18 protein-coding genes are annotated in these 18,132 nt (G+C 64.5%); 12 read left to right on the top strand and 6 right to left on the bottom strand.

Annotated features, from left to right (window positions below; genetic code table 11):
- The first annotated feature begins 84 nt into the window (after positions 1-84).
- Genes VFG17_RS17745 through VFG17_RS17755 form a run of 3 tightly spaced genes read left to right on the top strand, consistent with a single transcriptional unit; the run spans position 85 to position 3,673 of the window.
- Positions 85-903 (top strand): fumarylacetoacetate hydrolase family protein, encoded by an 819-nt coding sequence (locus VFG17_RS17745; protein WP_325030689.1) that lies wholly within the window; start codon positions 85-87, stop codon positions 901-903.
- A 52-nt stretch (positions 904-955) separates the two neighbouring features.
- Positions 956-2,701, top strand: a complete 1,746-nt coding sequence (locus VFG17_RS17750; RefSeq protein ID WP_325030690.1) for an FAD-dependent monooxygenase — start codon at positions 956-958, stop codon at positions 2,699-2,701.
- Positions 2,702-2,713: 12 nt separating this feature from the next.
- Positions 2,714-3,673, top strand: coding sequence for a VOC family protein (locus VFG17_RS17755; protein WP_325030691.1), 960 nt, complete (start codon positions 2,714-2,716; stop codon positions 3,671-3,673).
- Positions 3,674-3,834: 161 nt separating this feature from the next.
- Here the strand turns inward: VFG17_RS17755 and VFG17_RS17760 are convergent, their stop codons facing one another.
- Positions 3,835-4,149, bottom strand: a complete 315-nt coding sequence (locus VFG17_RS17760) for a 2Fe-2S iron-sulfur cluster-binding protein (RefSeq protein WP_325030692.1) — start codon at positions 4,147-4,149, stop codon at positions 3,835-3,837.
- A 140-nt stretch (positions 4,150-4,289) separates the two neighbouring features.
- Here VFG17_RS17760 and VFG17_RS17765 point away from each other — a divergent pair, with 140 nt between their 5' ends.
- The 9 genes from VFG17_RS17765 (at position 4,290) to VFG17_RS17805 (ending at position 12,024) form a co-directional block, all read left to right on the top strand.
- Complete coding sequence (locus VFG17_RS17765) at positions 4,290-5,201, top strand: isocitrate lyase/PEP mutase family protein (RefSeq protein WP_325030693.1); 912 nt, start codon at positions 4,290-4,292, stop codon at positions 5,199-5,201.
- Complete coding sequence (locus VFG17_RS17770; RefSeq protein WP_325030694.1) at positions 5,198-5,572, top strand: hypothetical protein; 375 nt, start codon at positions 5,198-5,200, stop codon at positions 5,570-5,572. Before VFG17_RS17765 ends, VFG17_RS17770 begins: the two co-directional genes overlap by 4 nt.
- A gap of 60 nt (positions 5,573-5,632) precedes the next feature.
- Positions 5,633-6,394, top strand: a complete 762-nt coding sequence (locus VFG17_RS17775; protein ID WP_325030695.1) for an IclR family transcriptional regulator — start codon at positions 5,633-5,635, stop codon at positions 6,392-6,394.
- 134 nt (positions 6,395-6,528) lie between these two features.
- Entirely contained in the window at positions 6,529-8,031 is a 1,503-nt protein-coding gene (locus VFG17_RS17780; protein ID WP_325030696.1) for a class I adenylate-forming enzyme family protein, read from the top strand.
- Between the two features lie 12 nt (positions 8,032-8,043).
- Positions 8,044-8,916, top strand: a complete 873-nt coding sequence (locus VFG17_RS17785) for a dioxygenase (protein ID WP_325030697.1) — start codon at positions 8,044-8,046, stop codon at positions 8,914-8,916.
- 14 nt (positions 8,917-8,930) lie between these two features.
- Positions 8,931-9,281: a cupin domain-containing protein gene (locus VFG17_RS17790; RefSeq protein ID WP_325030698.1), complete on the top strand. Its 351-nt coding sequence runs from the start codon at positions 8,931-8,933 to the stop codon at positions 9,279-9,281.
- A 3-nt stretch (positions 9,282-9,284) separates the two neighbouring features.
- Positions 9,285-10,031 carry a hypothetical protein gene (locus VFG17_RS17795; RefSeq protein ID WP_325030699.1) on the top strand — a complete coding sequence of 249 codons (747 nt, stop codon included), beginning with the start codon at positions 9,285-9,287 and terminating at the stop codon, positions 10,029-10,031.
- Complete coding sequence (locus tag VFG17_RS17800; RefSeq protein ID WP_325030700.1) at positions 10,028-10,795, top strand: SDR family NAD(P)-dependent oxidoreductase; 768 nt, start codon at positions 10,028-10,030, stop codon at positions 10,793-10,795. The genes VFG17_RS17795 and VFG17_RS17800 overlap by 4 nt, the downstream gene beginning before the upstream one ends.
- Complete coding sequence (locus VFG17_RS17805) at positions 10,792-12,024, top strand: thiolase family protein (protein WP_325030701.1); 1,233 nt, start codon at positions 10,792-10,794, stop codon at positions 12,022-12,024. The genes VFG17_RS17800 and VFG17_RS17805 overlap by 4 nt, the downstream gene beginning before the upstream one ends.
- Here the strand turns inward: VFG17_RS17805 and VFG17_RS17810 are convergent.
- The 5 genes from VFG17_RS17810 to VFG17_RS17830 all read right to left on the bottom strand — a co-directional run bounded on the left by VFG17_RS17810 (position 12,021) and on the right by VFG17_RS17830 (position 17,943).
- A complete protein-coding gene (locus VFG17_RS17810) occupies positions 12,021-13,073 on the bottom strand; it encodes a maleylacetate reductase (RefSeq protein WP_325030702.1) in 1,053 nt (350 codons plus the stop codon). The genes VFG17_RS17805 and VFG17_RS17810 overlap by 4 nt on opposite strands.
- Before the next feature lie 24 nt (positions 13,074-13,097).
- Entirely contained in the window at positions 13,098-13,838 is a 741-nt protein-coding gene (locus VFG17_RS17815; RefSeq protein ID WP_325030703.1) for a GntR family transcriptional regulator, read from the bottom strand.
- Between the two features lie 81 nt (positions 13,839-13,919).
- Positions 13,920-14,654: a hypothetical protein gene (locus VFG17_RS17820; protein WP_325030704.1), complete on the bottom strand. Its 735-nt coding sequence runs from the start codon at positions 14,652-14,654 to the stop codon at positions 13,920-13,922.
- Positions 14,655-14,768: 114 nt separating this feature from the next.
- Complete coding sequence (locus VFG17_RS17825; RefSeq protein WP_325030705.1) at positions 14,769-15,635, bottom strand: aldo/keto reductase; 867 nt, start codon at positions 15,633-15,635, stop codon at positions 14,769-14,771.
- Between the two features lie 64 nt (positions 15,636-15,699).
- Positions 15,700-17,943, bottom strand: coding sequence for a TonB-dependent receptor (locus tag VFG17_RS17830; protein ID WP_325030706.1), 2,244 nt, complete (start codon positions 17,941-17,943; stop codon positions 15,700-15,702).
- Positions 17,944-18,132: the final 189 nt, after the last annotated feature.

Consider the following 18,132-nt stretch of genomic DNA (forward strand, 5'->3'; position numbering starts at 1 on the left):
GCCCGGGCCGGTGACAACAAATTACAGATTTGGGGAAGGCAGCATATGCGATTGGTGCGTTATCTTGAGAATAGAGCTCCGGCATTGGCGCTCGAAGTAGGCGATAGCCTGCGCGGTCGGCCCGTGGGCGGCGATCTCGCCGATCTCCCTGCGCTCGTCGAGGCGGGCGGTGATGCGCTGAAGGCGGCCGAGGCGATCCTCAGACAAGCGCCCGTGATCGACTGGGACGCCCTCTCCTACGCAGCGCCGTTCCCGCAACCACGAAAGATCATCTGCTGCGGCCTCAACTACAAGGCGCATACCGAGGAATCGATCTACGACCAGCCAGCGCATCCGACGCTTTTCCTGCGCGCTGCAACGACCATCGTGCCGCACGAGCAGCCGCTGGTCCGTCCCCTGTCGTCCGACAGCCTTGACTATGAAGGCGAGCTTGTGGCCGTGATTGGCGTCGGCGGCCGCCACATCAAGGCGGTGGACGCGCTCGCCCATGTCGCGGGCTATTCGATCTTCAACGAAGGCTCGGTCCGCGAGTTTCAATTCCATACCCCGCAATGGACGCTCGGCAAGAATTTCGACGGCACGGGCGGTTTCGGTCCGGTCTTCGTGACCGCCGACGAACTCCCCGCGGGCGGCCGCGGCTTGCAACTCACCACCCGGCTCAACGGCGAGGTGATGCAATCGGCAAATACCGACGCGATGATCTTTCCGATTGAGGAAATCATCGCGGCGGCGAGCGCGGCAATCACGCTCGAGCCCGGCGATCTGATCGTATCGGGAACCCCTGCCGGCATCGGTTGGGGACGCGAACCCAAGCTGACGATGAAGCATGGCGACGTTTGCGAGGTGGAGATCGAGGGTATCGGCACCCTGCGCAACCCGATCGTGGACGAACGCGCCGCTTGAACGGACGCACGGCCGGCGAGCCTTGCGCGAAGGCGCGAACTGGGAGAGTGAAGTGTTCGATACGGACGTCCTTATCATCGGCAGCGGGCCCGCGGGCCTCACATCGGCTGCCCTGCTGTCGACCTACGGCATCAAGAATATGGTCATCACCAAATATGGCTGGCTTTCCGACACGCCGCGCGCGCACATCACGAACCAGCGTGCGATGGAGGTGCTCCGCGACCTCGACATCGAAGCCCATGCCAAGCTCTATGCGACCGGCCAGGGCGAGATGGCGAACAACGTCTTCTGCTACAGTCTCGCCGGGGAAGAATTCGGCCGGATGTACAGCTGGGGCAACCATCCCAGCCGCAAGGCCGACTACGACCTCGCCTCGCCCTGCCAGATCTGCGATCTCCCGCAGAATCTCCTCGAGCCGGTGTTGCTCGAGGCGGCGGCGTCGCGCGGCTCGAAGGTCCGTTTCAACGCGGAATATATCAGCTCGGAGCAGGATGAGGACGGCGTCACCGCAACGGTGCGCGACCGGCTGACCGGCGAGATCTTCACTGTTCGCGCGCGTTACATGATCGGCGCCGACGGAGGCCGCAGCACCGTCGCGAACGACATCGGCCTTGAGATGAAGGGCGAGATGGGCCTCTCGGGCAGCGTCAACATCATCTTCGATGCCGACCTTACCGATTATGTCGGCTATCGTCCAAGCGTCCTCTACTGGATACTCCAGCCTGGCGCCGAGATCGGCGGCGTCGGAGCAGGGGTAATCCGGATGGTCCGCCCCTGGAACGAGTGGATGGCAATCTGGGGCTACGACATGGCCGAAGGTCAGCCCAAGCTCACCGAATCCGACGCGGAACGTATCGTTCGCAACCTCGTCGGCGACGAGAAGGTGCCGATCAAGATCAAGTCGATCTCCTTCTGGACCGTCAACAATATGTACGCCGCGGACTACGCCCGCGGCCGCATCTTCTGCATGGGCGATGCGGTCCATCGCCACCCGCCTCTAAACGGTCTCGGCTCGAACACATCGATCCAGGATGCCTATAATCTGGCTTGGAAGCTGGCGATGGTGATCAACGGGCGGGCCGGCATCGGCCTCCTCGAAAGCTACTCGATCGAGCGTCAGCCGGTAGGCAAGCAGATCGTCGAGCGCGCCAACGCGAGCGCACTCGACTATCCGCCTATCTTCGAGGCGCTGGGGCTGCTTGCCGGCGGCGATTCCGACGCCGTCAACGCGGCGATCGCCGGCCGCAAGGCGGCGACCGAAGAGGCGAAGGAACGCCGGAAGGCGCTGCGTTCGGCGATCTGGAAGAAGAATTACGAGTTCAACACCCACGGCGTCGAGCTTAACCAGCGCTATCGTTCGACCGCCGCCCTGCCCGACGGCGCCCAGCCCGGGTTCGAGCGCGGCGACGCCGAACTTTATTATGAATCGACGACCTGGCCCGGCGCCCACCTTCCGCACGCATGGGTGGAGCGCGATCGCAAGCGCGTCTCGACACTCGATCTGTGCGGAAAAGGGCGCTTCACATTGCTGACCGGTATCGGCGGCGAGGCGTGGCGCGACGCCGCGGCGAATGTCGAGATCGAGCTCGGGGTGCCCGTCGATGTCCATCTGATCGGCCCGGCCGGGTCGGATGCGGTCGACATATATGGCGACTGGGCGGGCCTTTCCGAGGTCGAGGACGAAGGCGCGGTTCTGGTTCGGCCCGATCTCTTCGTCGCCTGGCGTTCGCGCTCTACCGATGGTGACGAGACCAACCGTCTCGCCGCTGCCTTCAAACAGATTTTGAGCCTCAGCTGATCGGAGACGCAGATGACCGAACTTCCCGTCGATGTTCCCGGCGAGCGCGCAGGAAGCGGCCCGGGCATCCACTCCCTCGACGCGTTCGTGCTCGAGGTGCCGGATCTTGAGGTTGCGCGGAACTTCTACACCCGTTTCGGGCTGGACGTGACAGATGAAGGAGAAGGCCTCGCTCTTCGTACCTTCGGTCAAGGCCATGTCTGGGGACGGGTCGTCGAGGGAAGCCGCAAGCAGACGCATCATCTCTCGCTCGGCATTTACGAGGCCGATCTGGCCGGCTTCGAGCGCAAGTTCGAAGAGCGCGAAATTCGCAGGATCGACGCGCCGCGCGGCTGGGATTCGGACGGCATATGGTTCCGCGGCTTCGACGAGACCGTCATGGAACTTCGCGTGACCGGCAAGAGCTCGCCGGACTTCAAATCGCCCGGCCATTCAAGCGATGCAGGGCGCGAGCCGCGCGGAACGCGCCTTGGCCATGCCTCTTTGACCCCGGTCCGCCCCGAGCGGTTGTCGCACTGCCTCTTCTTCAGTCCCGACGTCCCGGCGGCAACCGCCTTCTGCCGGGACATTCTCGGTATGCAGCTGTCGGATCGCTGCGGCGACGTGCTCGCCTTTCTGCACGGCGCGCATGGCTCGGATCACCACATGATCGCCTTTGCAAAATCGAGCGGCCCGGGCTTTCACCACCCTTCGTGGCAGGTGGGATCGATGGAGGAGGTCGGCCGCGGCGCGATGCTGATGGCGGACGCCGGATTCGACAAGGGTTGGGGTCTTGGCCGCCACGTCATCGGATCGAACTATTTCCACTATGTCCAGGATCCCTGGGGCGGCTTTTGCGAATATAGCTTCGATATCGACTATGTGCCGCGCGAGCATGTTTGGGACACGAAGGACTTTCCACCGGTAGATGCCCTCGCAATCTGGGGACCCGAGGCGCCGTCCGACTTCGTGCATAATTACGAAGCGGACTGAAGGCGGTGGGCCGCGCCCTATCGCCCGTGTCTTCGCGCGCCCCGATTTCCCTGTTCTGCCGGCAAGCGATGTGCCCGCGTTTGCCGTCCACGAGCCGCGTCAGGTCTCGCGCATCTAGTGGCTGCCGGCGGATCCTGGTCGGCCGGCAGCCCACCACCGCCTTACCCCCCGACGGTGACCGTAATCCCGTCCAGCTCGTCGTTCATGATGATCTGACAGCTCAGGCGGCTCGTTTCGCTTCGCGGCGTTTCGGCGAAGTCGAGCATGTCATTCTCGTCATCGGTCATCGGCGGCAGTTTGCCGACATAGGCCGGGTCGACGCGCACATGGCAGGTCGCACATGCGAGTACGCCCCCGCACTCGCCCGAAATCTCGAAGATTCCGTTCGCAAGAGCCGCGCGCATGACGCTGTCGCCGTCGATTCCGTCCACTTCGGTCTGCTCGCCGCCGGGGCGAATGAAATTGATTGTAGGCACCCTCTCATCTCCTTTCGGCCCGTTATAAAAAATCCATAAGCAACATTCAAATGGATTTTTCTGTTAAATGTTGAGGAGCCTGTCTAGACGAGCATCACCGGGCCGGAAGTGCCCAAGCAACAAGAGAAAAGAGGATAGCCATGACCGAGAAAATGCCAGGCGCTCGCCTTCGCGCCCTGATCGAGAAGCGCGCGACGGTCGCAGCGGGCGTGTTCGACACATTGTCGGCGACGCTGGCCGAACAGGCGGGTTTCGATGCGCTGCACATCACGGGCTTTGGGGTGGAAGCCACGCTCCTTGGAACCCCTGACATGGGCATGGTCACGCTCACCGAACTCGCCGACATCGTCCGCCGGATGGCTGCGGCGGTCGAAATCCCGATCATCTGCGACGTCGACATCGGCTTCGGTGAAATCGAGAGCGTCGCGCGCACCGTCCGGTTGATCCGCCATTCGGGCGCGGCCGCCATGCACATCGAGGATGCCGGGCCGCCGAAGCGCAATCCATTTGTCCCCGGGCAGGTGATGCTTCCCCGCCATCTGGCCGTCACGCGTGTCGCCGCTGCCGTCGAGGCGCGAGGCGACAGCGACTTCGTGATCATCGCCCGTTCGGACGCCGACTGCACCTCGGTCGACGAGGTGATCGAGCGCTGCAACCTCTACCTCAAGGCGGGGGCCGACGTCGCGATGCCGGTCACGGCGCGGATCAACGGTACCCCGATGGGATCGCTACCCGTCGACGAGCAACTCGAATGGCACCGTCATATTGTCTCGAGGATCGAGGGTCCCGTCCTCGGAATGGCAGTACCGCCCGGAAAGACGCCGCAAGACATGCTCGAATGCGGCTATGCGATCATGATCGTCCCGACGCTCACGATCCTCCCCGCGGCGCAGGCAATGTGGAACGCCCTCCTCGCCGCCAGCCCCAACCCGGCGCGCCGGCCCGGCGAGATCGCCAATCCGGGCGATCTTCTATACCGGCTCGGGATCCAGGAGTTCATGGACAGGCAGGAGCGCCATATCGCTCGAGAACAGGGTGAGCTGGGCCAATGAGCGACCTCGTCTATTTCCTCGTCCTCTCGAATCCGACCGAAGGCGGCGCCGAGGAATATAATCGCTGGTATTCGCGGCGGCATATCACCGACGTCCTGCTGCAGGTCGAGGGCGTGCGCAGCGTTCAGCGCTTCGGCCTCGGAGAGCATCAGCGCCGCAAGCCGCCATACGCCTTCCAGTTCATGGCGCTTTATGAAGTCGAACGGGATGCCGCCGAACATGTCTTCGCCGAACTCGAAAAGCGGTCGGGTACCGAGGTCATGCCGATCAGCGACACGTTCGATCGAAATCATATCGCACTCGTCTTCGATCCCGTCACCCCCAAGCTGACGCCGGCGACGGCCGCCGCCTATGCGCTCGGGACCGACTGAGCAGGTTACGGGTGGAGCGAGCGATGTACCCTCGCTATAGGCCATGGGATGGAGAATGGGGTGAAGCCTGCCGACGGCACGCAGAGTATCAGCCGGGCCGCGACCGTGCTGTCGGTCGTTGCCAGCTACCGCGGCGAAGGTGTCCGCCTTACCGACGTCGCCGAGAAGACAGGAATGCATGTCGCGACGGTGCGGCGGATTCTTGTCGCGCTGGTCAACGAGGCTTTTCTGTCGTTCGATCGCAAGCGCAAGCTCTATACGATCGGACCGACGATCTTCGCCTATGCGGTGATGAGCGACAGCTGGTATCAGCATCGAGAGACTTTCCTGCCCGCGATGGAAGAGGTCGCCGAGCGCACAGGGGATACCGTGTTGCTGTCGGTCCGCGTCGGCTCGGAGGCGGTTTGCCTCATCCGGCGCGAAGGCAGTTTTCCAATCCGCATCATGAGCCTCGACACCGGGCACCGGCGACCGCTGGGCGTCGGCTCGGGAAGTGTCGCAATCTTTGCCTATCTGCCGGTCGAAGAGCGCCACGAACTGCTCGCGACGCAAGGCGCGGCCTATGCGCAGTTCGGGCTCACCGCGGAGGATATCGAGAAGGCGGCAAAGGAAACGCACCGCAACGGATTTGCGGTGAACGAAGGCAAGATCATCGAGGGCGTCTACGGCGTGGCGGTGGCTGCGCTCGTCGGCGGCAGCCCCGTGGCCTCGATCAGCGTTGCCGCGATCGCGCCGCGCATGCAGAAGGACCGCCAGCGCGAGATCGTCGAGATTATTCGCGACGCGATGGCCAAAGTCCCCGGCGTCGAACTGCCCGCCTAAATTTACCGGTTTCGGGACATGAACGCCCGCGAAGGCCTCGTTGCGTCAACTTATCACTATATGATAGTATAGTATCGTATATTGACTTTATTGCGAGCGCGCTGCCATTCTCTCCCGAAAGGAGAGGCTGCACCATGTTCCCGATCGACCATTTCTGGCGCTCGGTCCGCCGCGCCCCGCATCGCCCGGCGGTCATCAGCTGCGACGGCGCGATCAGCTACGGCGACCTCGCCGCGCGCGTCCGCCGCCGCGCGGCCGGACTGCTTGCCGCCGACCCCGTTCCCGGCAGCACGGTGGGTGTCGGGGGCGACAATGGCATCGAACATCTGGTTTCACTGCTCGCCGTCCTCGCGGCGCGGAAGATCTGGGTTCCCCTCAATCCGCGCAACGGCGATCCCGAGCTCGCCCGGATCGTCGAATTTGCCGGACCCGCGATCAGTCTCGTCGACAAGGCCCTCGCCGCCCGCCTCGCGGCGGCACCCGGGATCGCTCTTTTCGCAGATCTCGATGTCGATATCGACAATGGTTGCCCCCTGCCCCTTCCTGCCGCTGTGCCGCCGCTCGGCGCGACGCAGGCGATCAAATTTACCGGAGGGACGACGGGCACGCCCAAGGGCGTGCAGCAGACATACCGCGCGTGGAACACCAATATCGTCACCCAGATCCACGAGATCGGCCTGCAGCAGCATGATCGCTATCTCGTAGCGGCACCGATCACGCACGGCACCTCGACCTACATATTGCCCCTGCTCGCAGTCGGCGGTGCGCTGGTCTTCCCGGGGGAAGCTGGTGCGGGACCAATGCTGGACGCGATTGCCGCGCACCGTGCGACGCTGAGCTTCGGCCCCCCGGCTCTCATCGCGATGCTCGGCGACGAGCAGCGGCGCGCGCCGCGAAAGATCCCGAGCCTGCGCTGCCTCATCGCGGGCGGCGCCGCGATGCGCGCAGACCAGATCGCCGCAGCGCAGTCGGTCTTCGGGCCGGTCATCGCATCGACGTTCGGCCAGACCGAGGCGCCGCAGATCGCGGCCTGGCTGGCGCCCGACGAAATGGAAGGCGCGCGTGCCTTGTCCACCGGGCGCGCGAGCTTGCTGACCGAGATCGCCATACTCGGACCCGGCGGAGACCCGCTAGGTCCCGGCGAGGAAGGCGAGATTGCCATCCGCGGCGACCTCGTCATGAGCGGTTACTACAAGGCGCCTGAGCAAAGCGCAGAAGTCCTCGTCGACGGATGGCTGCGCACAGGCGACGTTGGCCTGCTCGACGCCGACGGCTATTTGTTCATTCGCGACCGCCTGCGCGACGTCATCATCACCGGCGGCTTCAATGTCTTTCCGAGCGATGTCGAGGCAGTGCTTGGCAACCATCGGGACGTCGCCGATTGCTCGGTGATCGGCATCGCGGACGCGAAGTGGGGCGAGGCCGTCCATGCCGCGGTCACGCCCGCACATCCCGGCGAATGGAACCCCGCCCCCGTCCTCGCCGCGGTGCGCAAGGCGCTGGGGCCGGTGAAGACGCCCAAGGCCATTCACTTGTTCGACCGGCTCCCCCGCAGCCCGGTCGGCAAGATCCTGAAGTCGGCTATCCGGGACGAGATATCGGCGCGACTGGCCGCCAATGAAAATGCCGGAAAATAGAGGGAGACTGACATGCGCAACACTACGGAGGCCGAGCTAACCAATGTCGTGCTCGCCCGCTACGCGGGGACGCCCGACGCACGGCTGCGCGAGATATTGTCGAGCCTGATCCGGCACCTCCATGCGTTCGTTCGCGAGAGCCGGCTCACCGAGAGCGAATGGATAGAGGGGATTCTCTATCTCACGCGTACCGGCCAGATATGCGACGAGAAAAGGCAGGAGTTCATCCTGCTTTCCGACAATCTCGGCATCTCGGCGCTCGTCAATATGGTCAGCTCCAACGTCCCTGAAGGTGCAACCGAGACCACCGTGGTCGGCCCCTTCTATGTCCCCACTGCGCCCGAGAAGGCACCCGGAGAAACGGTGCTCCTGCGCCCTCTCGCCCAAGGCGAACGCGAGTTGATCGTCCACGGCCGGATTCTCGGTCCCGACGGCGAACCCGTCCCCGGCGCGAAGGTCGAGGTCTGGCAGACCGACGCGAACGGCATGTACGACATCCAGGACGACGCGCAGCCCGAAGACAATCTGCGCGGCTGGTATCGGGGCAGCGCGGACGGCCGCTATCTCGTCCGCACGATCCGGCCGGCGTCCTATCCGATCCCGACCGATGGCCCCGTCGGCGAACTGCTGCGGGCGACCGGGCGCCACCCCTGGCGGCCGGCCCATCTCCACGCCACGATATCGGCGCCGGGATACAAGCCGCTGACGACTCATCTCTTCGACGCCGAGGACGAATATCTCGATTCGGACGTCGTCTTCGCGGTCAAGGAATCGCTCATTCGCACCGTCCGCTTGAACGAGGACGCGGCGGCGGCCGCCTCGCACGGCGTCGCGGCGCCCTACTGGGAAATCGAAACCGATTTCCTCCTGCAACGCGCGAATTGAGAAAGGCTCCCGACATGGAAATCAAAAGGCTGCCCGAAGCAATGCCCTTCGAGGCTCCGGGGCATTTCGACATGCGCGCATTACGGCTGCAAGGCGCCGAGGCATCCGGCGCCGATTTCGCCTGGGTGGCGCTGTCGCACTTCTTGCCCGGGGGCGGCGCCGGAATGGACGGCAGCCCATTCGGCAAGATCTACGTAATGCTCGAAGGCGAAATGGTCGTCGAACTGGCCGACGGAACGCGCGACACGCTGCGCGCGCTCGACAGCTGCTATCTCGCACCGGGCGATACCCGCAGCCTGGTCAACCCGGGTAACAGCGTCGCCACGATGATCGTCATCACCCCCAATCTTTCCGCGGGGAAATGAACGATGGACACCGGACTCTGGTCGACCTGGTACGACGTCGACCCCGCGCATGAAGCCGAATATCTCGCCTGGGTTCACGCCGCCTATATTCCCTGGCTGAAGCAGGTGCCCGGGATTGCCTGGATCGCCCACTACAGAAACACCGGCGGCGGCCCCGCCATGCAGGAGTTGATGCGCCGCGCGCCGCATGCGGACGAGCCGATGCCGCAGGGCGGCGACTATATTTTGCTCGTCGGCGCGCCGACGGTTCATGTCTTCTGGAACCCCTATGTCCTCGAACTCGCGCTGCCGGATGGCTTCGAAGCGATGCTCGCGCACCGGCGCGAGGTTCGCCACGAGTTCTTCACCGAGGAAGCACGGGTCGACGGGGCGTCGGGCGCCAGCCGTTCGACGGGCCAGACATCAGCGCCGGCGATCCAGTTCGGAACCTACCGCATGCGCAATGTCGAGGCCGAATTCTATCTCGGACAGTTCAACACCCAGAGCCGCTTTCCCGCGATGGCGCAGCAGCCCGGGTGCGTGCGCGTACGCAAGATGGTGAGCGTCGCCGGCTGGCCGAAACATGGCGTCCTCTATGAATTCGAGTCGCTCGAGGCGCGCCTTAAAAACCATGAGGAACCGCTCGAGGCGCAGACCCTTCAGCCGGGCACGCCCACCGGCCGCAACACCGCCAACGCCATCTACGCGCCGAGGTCGCCGTTTGTCGGCGAACGTCTCTGGCCACCCGTGCTTCCAGGAGAAACAGCATGAAACGTACCGTCCTCGTCACCGGAGGCGCCGGCAGCCTCGGTTTTGCGTCGGCCATGGCACTCGCCGAGGAAGGTGCGAATGTCGCGATCGCCGATCTTTCCGCCACGGCGGCCGAGGAAGCCGCGGCAGCGCTTCCCGGCGGACCGCATATCGGTGTCGCGATCGATGTCAGCGACGAAGCATCGGTCGCCGAGGCCTTCGATGCCGCCGAGAGCGCGCTCGGCCCTGTCGCGGTGCTTGTGACCTTCGCGGGTTATATCGGGCAGGCCGTCGACGAGGCGCGCCCGAGCCTTGCCGATTTCGACCTGCCGCGCTGGGAAAAGCTCTTCGCGATCAACACCCGCGGCACCTTCCTGTGCCTGCGCGAGATGGCCCGACGCCGCCGTGAAACGCCCGTCACCGACGGCCGGATCATCACCGTCGCCTCTGCAGCGGGGCAACTTGGGGGGTATCAGGCGAACGCCGGCTATATCGCGTCGAAAGGTGCGGTCCTCAGCCTGACGAAGGGTGCGGCGCGCGATCTTGCCCCGCTCGGCATCACGGTGAACTCCATCGCGCCCGGCCCGATCGACACGCCGATGCTGGCGGAGGCCCGCGGAAAGGGCGAAGGCGACAAGGGCTTCGCCAATCTTGCCATGCTCCCCGCCGGACGGATCGGCCGCCCCGGCGAGATCGCGGCGGCGGTTCGCTACCTTGCCTCCGTCGATGCGGGGTTCGTGACCGGATCGACGCTCGACATCAACGGCGGGCTGCGGATGCAATGAGCGTCTTCATTGCCGGCGCCGGGATGACCGCGACCGGGAAACACCCCGCCGCGACCGTCAAGTCGCTCACCGCCGCCGCCGTGACGGCGGCACTCGCCGACGCGGGCGCCGAGCCCGGGCAAGTCGAGGCCGCATGGTTCTGCAACACGCGGCAGGGCGTACTTGAAGGGCAGCACGGGATCCGCGGCCAGGTCGCGCTTCGCGCGGCGGGCTTCGAGCGCATCCCCATCTTCAATACGGACAATGCATGCGCGAGTTCGAGCTCGGGTCTCATCCAGGCCTATGCCGCGATCGCGGCGGGGCTCTACGACAGTGCGCTGGTCATCGGCGCCGAGAAGATGGTCTTTCCCGAGAAGCGCGCCGCGATGTTCGAAGCCTTTCTTGGCAGCACCGACCGCGATCTGATGGAACAACATCTCGACGGCCTTCTTCGCAGCGCGGTGACCGAAGATATGGTCGAGACCGAAGGCGAGCGCTCGATCTTCATGGAGATTTACGCGGCGCAGGCGCGGCTTCACATGAAGACCTTCGGCACGACCGAGCGCCAGATCGCGGTGGTCGCATCGAAAAACCACGGTCATTCGCAGGCCAATCCCCTCGCCCAGTATCGCTTTCCGATGAGCGTCGAGGAAGTGCTCGCGGACCGGCCGGTCGCCTGGCCGCTGACCCGGTCGATGTGCGCACCGATGAGCGACGGCGCCGCCGCTCTCCTGCTCGTCTCGGACCGGCTCGCAGCGCGCCTTGGATCAACTCGCGCGGTCCGGATCGCGGGCCTGGGCGCATCGAGCGGAAGCGACAGGGCTCCAGAAGACTATCGCGGCCATTTGACGCGGACGGCGGCCGAGCGCTGCTACGCCATGGCGGGGATCGGCCCCGATGCCGTATCGCTTGCCGAAATCCACGATGCCACGGCCATTGCAGAGATCATCCAGTCCGAGCATCTTGGCCTGTGCGACTATGGCGACGGCGGACCCCATGCCGAGAGCGGAAAGAGCCGTATCGGCAGCGCTCAGCCGATCAATGTGTCGGGCGGTTTGCTTTCGAAGGGCCATCCGATCGGCGCCACCGGAGCGATGCAGATTTGCGAACTCGTGACCCAGCTGCGCGGCGAAGCCGGCGAACGACAGGTCGAGGGCGCGCGGATCGGGCTGGCGGAGAATGGCGGCGGCTTTCACGGCGTCGAGGAAGCGGCCTGTGTGGTGACCCTGCTCGAGGCGCCGTCACGCTAGACGGCTGCCGGTGCCTCGCCCGCCCAGGCGCGGCGGATGAGACCGCGAATGCGGGCCTCGTCGAGGGGAACCGGGTTCGGATATGGCTTCGACATGACAAGCTCGACCGCCCGGTCGATACCCTCCTCCGGCATGCCGAGCGCCGCGAGCGAGGTCATGGGCGCGATGTCACGCGCGAGGCGATCGAGGATTTGCACGGCATCGCCGCCGAGCGCCGCACCGATTGCCGCGTAGGCGGGCTGCACCGCTGGCGCATTATACGCCATCGCATGCGCGAGAACGATCGCATGCGTCTCCGCATGCGGCAGGTCGAAAGCCCCGCCGAGCATGTGGCACAGCTTGTGGTGGAGCCCCATGCTCACGCCGTTGAGACACAGCCCCGCCTCGCAGGCTCCGCGCAGCGCCTCGCTTCGCGCCGCAACATCGCGGGGATCGGCGACGACGCGGCGCAGCGAGCCCGCAAGCGCGGCGATCGCGTCGACGGCGATCGCCGAAACGATCGGATTGCCGTCGCTCGCATAGCTGGCCTCGACCGCATGGGCGATCGCGTTGATCCCGCTTGCCGCCGAGGTCGCGGGCGACAGGCTCAGCGTGAGATCGACATCATAGATGGCTGCCGCCGGCAGCGCGCGCGGATCGCGGCGGGTCGCCTTGACGCCGTCGCTCGTCTCGCCAAGGAGCGCCGTCATTTCCGATCCGCCATAGGTGGTGCCGATTGCAATCAGCGGCAGCCCCGTTCGAACCGCGAGCGCCTTGCCGAGACCCGTTGCCGATCCGCCCCCGAAACTGACGATCAGGTCGCCGCCGACGCTTTCGAGGCGGGCAAGCGCGTGCGCGCTGACGTCGACGGGCGTGTGCATCGCCGCACCTTCGAACCGCCCCGCAAAGTCGATCTCGAAAAGCAGCGCGGCCGCCTTCGGCATCTGCCCCGCGGTCGAAACGAGGAAGGGTCGCTGGCCGCCAAGCCGTGCGGCCTCCGCAGCCGTTTGCCGCACCGCGCCCTGGCCGAAGATGATGTGATGCGGAGCCGCTGCGTAAGTGAATTTCACGGCTGCATCATCCGCCCTTGCGGGTCAGGCCGCTTTCGAACGCGGAGACCGGCGCTTCGGCGCAGGTGACGCTTTCTTCGCCGGCGCAGCGACCGCTTCCTCGAGGCTCTCGACGAACTCTCGGCTCGGCGTGATCATGGCACGGAGTCGCTTTTCGGCGAGTTCCGCGTCGCCCGCGAGGACGGCATCCATCAGCTCGCGAAACTCCTTGTGGAGATTGCGCCGGCCCATGGTGCCGACCACCGTCAACCGGCGGTAACGCTCATATTGGACATAGGTCTGTCGGCGGAGGCGGAGCAGCCACTCATTGTCGCAGGCGCTCATCATCGCCTCGAAATATTCCTCCGCCGCCTTCAAATAGGTCTCGTTGAGCTCATGATCATCATCTTCGGTATGTTCGCTCGTGCGCGACAACCGGTGGAAGGCGGCGACGAGGCGCGACTCCCATTCGATCCCGCCGTGGCGGAGCGCGCAGCGCAGGCAGAGAAGTTCGACCTCGGTGCGTGCGAAGGCGAGATCGTTGAGATCCTTCACCGAAATCGGTGCGATCTGGAAACCCTTCTGCGGTTCGGACACGACGAGGCCGTCGGCGAGCAGGCGCGCAAGCGCCTCGCGCACCGCGCTGAGATTGGCGTCGACACGCTCGCAAAGAGCGGAGATCTTTACCCGCGTGCCCGGCCGCAGCCGGCACGAGAGAATGTCCGAACGCAGCGTCTGATACGCGGCTTCGGTAAGACTGCCCGACGCAGATTGAGTATCCGTCACCTATACCTCGCGATAAAATCGATTTGTTCTCCCATATTGACTTCCTTGCGATTGAACAAGGGGAAGTATCTTGTACGCAATTCAGGCGACCGGCGGCCAGATGCGCTGGCCAACGAACGGTGAGCCCGGCGGATAAGCAGCATTGTCGGCGATCTGTCCCGTCCATGCATCGGGATCGAGCGTCTTGGATTCATGCGGCTCCTCATGTTCCTTCATGCGCGCCTCGAGCGAGGAGAATTCATAAAGAATGCCGTGCTTGGCCCAGCCGACGCTGGACATGAGCTTGCGGGTGCGGACGCAGGCGTCCATCCGGCTCATCAGCGGCAGGCGCTGCTGCGAATACCAGCGACCGAGCATGGTTTCGGCTTCCTGCGTGCGCATGTTGTAGGTGCCGAACTGGATCGCCGGAGCAAGCGTCGAGCCCCATTGGCGATGCTCGACGGCGTTGCCGTCGACGCGCGCCTCCTCGGCGTAGATCTCGCTCCGGCTGCGCCGCCGAAGCGCGAGTTTCTCGGCGAAGCCTTCTGGCAGCGCCATGTCGAGCACCCAGGGGTTGAAGAAGCTGTAGCTCGAGGGCGCGCCGACCAGCAGCACGAACTGGCAGCCGTTAGGCAGCTCCTCGCCGCCACGCCGCGACGGATTGGTCTGGAGTTCCTTCATCGTCGCGCCGCCGCCGTCGTTGGCGTAATGCGCAACCCAGGCGATCCCCGGCTGCTGCTGCAGAAACGGCAGATATTCGGCATGCGCCCATGCGAGGAACTCGGCTTCGTCGCCCTCGTCGAGATCATACCAGGTCGCCCAGATACCCAAATCCATGTCTTCTCTCCTCTTGTCGCACATTCGCACGTAATCAATGTTTCTAACAAATATGCATATTTATAAAAAAGGTGCAAGTTCCATTGACGACCCGGAATCCCGCGCCGATTAACGTCAGGCAGCGAGTTGTTCGACTTCGCGCAGATCGGAAGGAGCTAGGTGCAGATTGGTCGCGGCGCAATTCTGCTCGAGGTGGGCGATCGACGTCGTGCCGGGAATGGCGAGAATGACCGGGGAGCGCGCGAGGAGCCATGCGAGCGCCACCTGTCCCGGGCTCGCCCCGTGACGCGCGGCAACAGGCGCAAGCGGCCCGTCCGCTGCCGTCAGCGATCCGGCGCCGAGCGGATACCATGGAATGAATGCGATCCCCTCGGCCTCGCAATAGGCGAGAACATCCTCATGGTCGCGATCGGTCAGGCTGTAGCGGTTCTGCACGGTGGCAATTGGCGCGACTTGGCGCGCACGCTTGATTTCCTCGACCGTGACCTCCGACAATCCCAGATGGCGCACGCGCCCTTCGTCGCGAAGTTCCGCGAGCGCCTCGATCGTCGTCTCCAGCGGCATCTCGGGATCGAGGCGATGGAGCTGGTAGAGCTCGATGCGGTCGAGCCGAAGCCGCGCGAGACTGCCGTCCAGCGATGCGCGGATGGCAGCCCGGCCCCCTTCGGGATGAATGAGGGGATGCGCCACCCCCTCGGGCCAGCTCCGCCGCATGCCGCATTTGGTCGCAATCACCATGTCGTCGGCGAATGGCGACAACGCGTCGGCGATCAGCCGTTCGCTATGGTGCGGCCCATAAGCTTCCGCGGTGTCGATGAAGTTGACGCCGAGCTCGGCAGCGCGGCGAAGCACCGCCCTTGCGGCTTCCGGATCGGCGGGCTCCCCCCACGTCGCCTTGCCATGAAGGCGCGCTGCGCCGAAGCCGATCCGGTGGACGACGAGGTCGCCGCCGATCGCGAAGTGATTGGGATGATCTGCCATTGCCCCGTTCGATATGTGCGAAAGGAGGCCGCGCGCCCGAAGGAGGCGCGCGGCCCGAGGCTCCTTAGAACTTCATGTCGAGCTCGACGCCGTAGATGCGGCCGCGGGTCGGGAACCAGATGGCCCCGCCGCCCTGGAAGGCCGGCAGCGGCGAGTTATTGCCGGTATTCTCCTCATTGAGGAGGTTCTTGGCGTAGACGCTGAGTTTCAAGCCCTCGAGGAAGTCGGGCTGGACCGAGAGATTGGCCGAGAGATCGTCGAACGCGGGCAGACGCCCGGTGTTGGGATCGTTGAACCAGCTTGCATCGCGGTGGTTGAAGGTCACTTGGGCGCCGACCGAGCCGAAGCCGTTGATCGACGTGTCATAGTAGGCGCCAAAACCGTAGGTCACCGGCGCAAGGCGCGGCAGCTTGAGGTTGAGATCGCCATCGTTGATCTGCCCGTCGCCGTTGAGATCGGCGGTGACCTTCGTATATTTGCCGTCGGTGATGCCGAGCGTTCCGTTGAGAACGAAACCATCGGCGACTTTCACGGTGAGATCGCCCTCGATGCCCTTGATTGTGGCGTTGGCTCCGTTGCCGACGAGCGAGAGCGGACCGGTGGGCAGGTTGAAGGTGCCCTGGCGCTGCAGATCTTTCGCCTTGTTGTAGAAAGCGGCGATGTTGAAGCGGACGCGCCGGTCGAACAGGTCGGACTTTAGGCCGACTTCGAAGCTGTTGGTCGTCTCGTCGCCGAACGGCTCCGCCGCGCCGAGGCTTTGCGCCTTGAGATTATAGCCGCCCGAACGATAGCCCTTGGTGTAGCTGCCGTAGATCTGGACGTCGGGATCGATGTAATATTTGATGCCGATCTTGGGGATGAAGCTGTCGAAGCTCACCTTGCCGCTATAGTCGGGGAAGGAGGTGCAATCCTCGGTCGCGACTTGGCACGGCTGCGGGATCGCGCGGCGGAAGTTGAGATCGGCTTCCTTCTCGTCGTGCGAATAGCGGCCGCCGATCCCGAGGATGAGGCTGTCCGTCAGGTTGATGTCCGCGTTCACGAAGACGCCGACCGACTTCTGGTCGGTCTGCCCGCCACCTTCGATAATCGGCGTCGCGAGCGGCTTGTTCGTATCGCGCTCGATGTAGAGCATATGCTGCTTGAACAGATAGAGGCCGGTCACGAAATCGACCCGGTCCCAGAAGCGCGCCGAATAGCGAAGCTCGTTGCTGATCTGATATTGTTCGAGGTAATTTTCGACGATGCTGACATCGGCCTGCTGCGCGTCGAGGTCGAAGCGGTTGCGCTGCTTGATCTCGCGGTAGTTGGCGATGTTCGTGATCCGGCCGTCGCCCGGCCCCACTTCGATCACCGACTCCGAGGTGATCGAATTGGCGCGAAGATAGGACAGGCCGATCTCGTCGGCGGTCGTCTGGAAGGGCGGCGCATAGGCCGGGTTGCGCGGTACCGGGCCCTCGCCGGTCAGCTTGAAGGTCTCGCCGATTAGAGTCAGCTCGACCGTATCGACCGGCTTGAACACGAGGGTCGGGCGCAGAAACCAGGTGTCGGTCTTGCCCGTGTGGCGGCCATAGGTACGGTTATAGAAATAGCCGTTGTCGTCATTGTAGTAGCCGGTGAGCTTGGCGAACAGCTTGTCCTCGACGAGCGTGCCTTCGATCGACCCGGCATAGGTATAGTTTTCGCGCGTTTCATAGTTGATGCGTGCGCGGGCCCGGAAGGTGCCATCAGGCCGCGCGGTACGGATCGAGACGGCGCCGCCCGTCACGTTGCGACCGAACAGGACGCCCTGCGGCCCGCGCATGATCTCGATCGAGTCGATATCGAAGGTGTCGACCACGACGCCGAAGTTGATCCCGAGGTAGACCCCGTCGACGAAAGTGCCGACAGCGGGATCGACCGACGGGGTCGAGCTATTCACGCCGAGGCCGCGAATGGTGAAGTTGGCGACCGCCTTGAACGTGCCGAGCTGGTCGAGCTGGACGTTGGGAACCGCATAGGTGAGGCTCTCGAGCGAACGGAACTGGAGCGCCTCGAGCTGATCGCCGCCGAGCGCCGTGATCGATGCCGGAACATCCTGGAGCTTCTCGCCGACCGACTTCTTCGTGCCGGTGACGACGATCTCGCCCATCATCGCATCGGAGGCCGACATGCGGCCCGAAGCTTCCGCAGGCTGCGCTTCGGTCTCTTCTGCGGCAGCCGCTTCGGTCGCGGGCGCCGGGGTGTCCTGCGCGGCTGCCGTCATCGGCAGCGCCACGAGCGCGGCAATCGCGCATGCGGAACCCAGGCGTAATTTGGTGGCCATCGTCATGCTCCCTCTCCTTTTATCGCGCTTGGCGACGTTTATGTCCGCACCGCTTTTTGTCTCGTTCGCCTGCCAGCCTGCACGCAGCGCCGGGCATGTTTTCTGCCCGGTCCCGCGTGCCGGCCGGCGCGCTTTCGAGCCGGTATCGTCCGCCAAATCCATCACGCAGCGATGCAATCCAGATATCGTCGGAAT

The sequence above is a fragment of the Sphingopyxis sp. genome, from assembly GCF_035686825.1.
GTDB lineage: Bacteria > Pseudomonadota > Alphaproteobacteria > Sphingomonadales > Sphingomonadaceae > Sphingopyxis.

What these genes read in the sequence shown, in the direction of transcription:
- VFG17_RS17790 (WP_325030698.1), top strand. Translation starts at nt 8,931, where the DNA reads ATGGAAATCAAAAGGCTGCCCGAAGCAATGCCCTTCGAGGCTCCGGGG.
- VFG17_RS17800 (WP_325030700.1), top strand. Translation starts at nt 10,028, where the DNA reads ATGAAACGTACCGTCCTCGTCACCGGAGGCGCCGGCAGCCTCGGTTTT.
- VFG17_RS17830 (WP_325030706.1), bottom strand. Translation starts at nt 17,943, where the DNA reads ATGACGATGGCCACCAAATTACGCCTGGGTTCCGCATGCGCGATTGCC.
- VFG17_RS17820 (WP_325030704.1), bottom strand. Translation starts at nt 14,654, where the DNA reads ATGGATTTGGGTATCTGGGCGACCTGGTATGATCTCGACGAGGGCGAC.
- VFG17_RS17785 (WP_325030697.1), top strand. Translation starts at nt 8,044, where the DNA reads ATGCGCAACACTACGGAGGCCGAGCTAACCAATGTCGTGCTCGCCCGC.
- VFG17_RS17825 (WP_325030705.1), bottom strand. Translation starts at nt 15,635, where the DNA reads ATGGCAGATCATCCCAATCACTTCGCGATCGGCGGCGACCTCGTCGTC.
- VFG17_RS17805 (WP_325030701.1), top strand. Translation starts at nt 10,792, where the DNA reads ATGAGCGTCTTCATTGCCGGCGCCGGGATGACCGCGACCGGGAAACAC.
- VFG17_RS17795 (WP_325030699.1), top strand. Translation starts at nt 9,285, where the DNA reads ATGGACACCGGACTCTGGTCGACCTGGTACGACGTCGACCCCGCGCAT.
- VFG17_RS17755 (WP_325030691.1), top strand. Translation starts at nt 2,714, where the DNA reads ATGACCGAACTTCCCGTCGATGTTCCCGGCGAGCGCGCAGGAAGCGGC.
- VFG17_RS17780 (WP_325030696.1), top strand. Translation starts at nt 6,529, where the DNA reads ATGTTCCCGATCGACCATTTCTGGCGCTCGGTCCGCCGCGCCCCGCAT.
- VFG17_RS17770 (WP_325030694.1), top strand. Translation starts at nt 5,198, where the DNA reads ATGAGCGACCTCGTCTATTTCCTCGTCCTCTCGAATCCGACCGAAGGC.
- VFG17_RS17765 (WP_325030693.1), top strand. Translation starts at nt 4,290, where the DNA reads ATGACCGAGAAAATGCCAGGCGCTCGCCTTCGCGCCCTGATCGAGAAG.